Origin of the sequence: Mesorhizobium sp. M0239 (assembly GCF_040321815.1) — a bacterium.
GTDB lineage: Bacteria > Pseudomonadota > Alphaproteobacteria > Rhizobiales > Rhizobiaceae > Mesorhizobium.
This window is the reverse complement of record NZ_JAMYSG010000083.1, coordinates 1-2617: the sequence shown is the minus strand read 5'-3', so window position 1 is coordinate 2617 and position 2617 is coordinate 1. Positions and strand designations below refer to the sequence as shown.

Annotated in this window: 1 protein-coding gene and 2 pseudogenes; all 3 read right to left on the bottom strand. The window is 59.4% G+C overall.

Translation table 11 applies throughout. The annotated features are described in order from the left end of the window. Positions 1–149: 149 nt before the first annotated feature. On the bottom strand, positions 150–383 hold the full coding sequence (locus NKI99_RS33955) for an ATP-binding protein (protein ID WP_502905571.1): 234 nt from the start codon (positions 381–383) through the stop codon (positions 150–152). Next, positions 373–851: pseudogene (locus NKI99_RS33950) on the bottom strand (ATP-binding protein); the annotation flags it as partial. The gene NKI99_RS33955 and the pseudogene NKI99_RS33950, both read right to left, overlap by 11 nt. 63 nt (positions 852–914) lie before the next feature. Then, positions 915–2425 (bottom strand): annotated as a pseudogene (gene istA, locus NKI99_RS33585) (IS21 family transposase). Positions 2426–2617 lie beyond the last annotated feature (192 nt).

Here is a 2617-nt window from a genome sequence, read left to right as displayed (position 1 = left end):
TGCGTATTCCGATGAAGCCGGCCACCGATTCCGATTTGAAGCCGGCCAGTCATTCCGATTTCATTCCGGCCACCATTCCGATTTGAAGGCGGCCAGTTTTCGGTCTGATCCTGGGTCTCGTTGATGTTTGGGTTGGGTTTTGTTTCAGGTCAAGCTTCGGTGTTTTCGGGGACGATCGGCGGGCCCTGTTTTCGCATGCTTTCACCGGTGAGATCGATGCGATAGGCGTTGTGAACGAGGCGATCCAGGATGGCGTCGGCCAAAGTTGGGTTTGCAATAATTTCCCACCAGCGATCCACGGGCACCTGACTTTGTGACGATGGTTGAGCGTCGTTCGTAGCGATCCTCAATGATCTCCAGGAGATCGCGGCGTTGGTCGTCATTGAGTTTTTCAGGTCCCCAGTCATCGAGGATCAGCAGGTCGGTCCTGGCAAGAGATTTGAGGATCCTGCCGTATCGCCCGTCGCCTCTTGCAAGCGCGAGGGCGGCGAACAGCCGGGGAACCCGGTGGTAGGCGACTGAGAAGTCTTCGCGGCAGGCCTGGTGGCCAAGAGCGCAGGCAAGCCAGCTTTTGCCGACGCCGGCTGGCCCGGTGACAAGAAGACCGTGATGCTTTCTGATCCAGGGCAGCCGGCAAGCGCCATGAACATATTGCGGTGGAGGCCGCGTGCGGCGCGGAAGTCGGCATTCTCGATCTGCGCGTCATGGCGAAGCTTGGCAGCCCTGGCGCGAGCCTCAACGCTTCTGGCGGCGCATGGTCGCCTCGCGTCGAGCAGCATGGCAAGCCATTCGCCATGCTCGAGGCCGCGCACTTCGGACTGTGCGTCGAGTTCCTGGAAAGCGGTTGCCATGCCGTAAAGGCCGAGCTCTCGCAGCATGTCGATGGTGGGATTGATCAGCATGGGTGGATCTCCTCAATGAAAGTAATCAGGGCCACGCAGATTGGCGTGATCGACGATGGCGGTTGGTTCGGTGGAATGGCGTGCGGCTTTGTGGTTGGCGATGAGCGAAGCAATGCTCTTGCAGTTCAGGCCACCGATCTCGACAGCGCGGGCTGACACGGCTTCGGCCCGATTGCGATCGATGTCCCGAAACAGGCGTAGGATGCCCAGACATGTTCGAAAGCCCTGCTCGGGATGCGGACGGCTGGCGAGAATTGCGATGACCAGACCTTCGGGTTTGCGGCCCGATCGAGGTGGCAGCGGCGAAAGCGCTCCGGCGTCCATTCGGCATAGCGCCGGTGGGAACTGGGCATGTGATCCGGATCGGTTCCATGGCGAGGACCTCCATAGCGGCGCTGATGCACCGCGACGCGCTTGCCGCGGTGGAAGATCTCGATGGTGCGCGCCGTTGCTCTCAGATCGACCTGCTGACGAATGAGGCTGTGGGGCACGGAATAAAAGAAGGTCTTGAACTCGACATGATAATCCGTCGAGACGCGGGCCAAACGCCATTCGGCAAACTCGTAATCCTCCAGTGGAAGACTGGCCAAAGCCGGGCGCTCGACGGTCTCGAAGAGCTGCCGGCGACTGACGCCCAGCCGGCGCATGACGTGGTCGTTGATGCGATCGAGCGCCTGGGTAATGGCGGCATTGGCTTCAGCAAGCGAGAAGAAGGTCTGATTGCGCAGACGCCCCAAAATGCAGGACTGGGCGAAACGCACTCCATTCTCCACTTTCGATTTATCCCGGGGCTTTCTTGGCCGTGCCGGAAGAACGCCGACGCCATAGTGGCAAGCCATCATGCCGTAGCTGCGGTTGATCTCGGGATCGTAGAAACTGGCTCGACTGACGCCAGACTTCAGATTGTCGGGAATGACGAGTCTGGGAACGCCATGAAAAAAACGAAACATCCGGACATGCGAGCCAATCCAGTCGGGGAGCGTTTGCGTCCAGGTGGCCTCGGCAAAGGTGTAGCTGGACGCACCCAGCACCGCCACGAAGATCTCCGCCTCGCGGATCTCACCGGTCTTGCGATCGACAATCGGAATCTTTTTGCCGGAATAATCCACGAAGACCTTGTCGCCGGCCGCATGCTCCTGGCGCATCGTCGGTGACAGTCGCTGCTTAAATCCCCTTAGAAGTTCACAAAAGCGACTATAGCCGTAACCGTCGGGATGCGACCCACGATACTCCTCCCACAGGATGAGCAAGGTGACGCCGGGCTTCTTGAGCTCGACCGCAAGATCGGGCCAGTTCGGTTCCGTGCGTCGTCGCGTGCCCTGTTTGACGCCGTTGCGACTGAAGAGCTTGTGCTCAAGCGCATCGTCGGTCAGCTCGCCCGGCAAGGGCCAGCTCAATCCAACCGCGGCTGCACGCTGCAAATTATCCTGCACCGTACTGCGCGCTATCCCCAATACGACCGCAATCTCGCGGGAGCTCGTCCCGCTTCCGGCAAGCCGCAGCATTTGTCTCAATTGTCTCATGGTCAGCCTTCTCTTTGCCATCAAAATGTCCCCGTTCATGGCAAGGTGATTGATGCCAAAGTTGCTGACCCAGGAGGTAATCTTCAGTGCCGAAAACTGGCCGGCTTTTGATTGGAACGGTGGCCGGCTTCAAATCGGAATGGTGGCCGGTCTTTGATCCGAATGGCGGCCGGCTTCACGTCGGAATCCGCA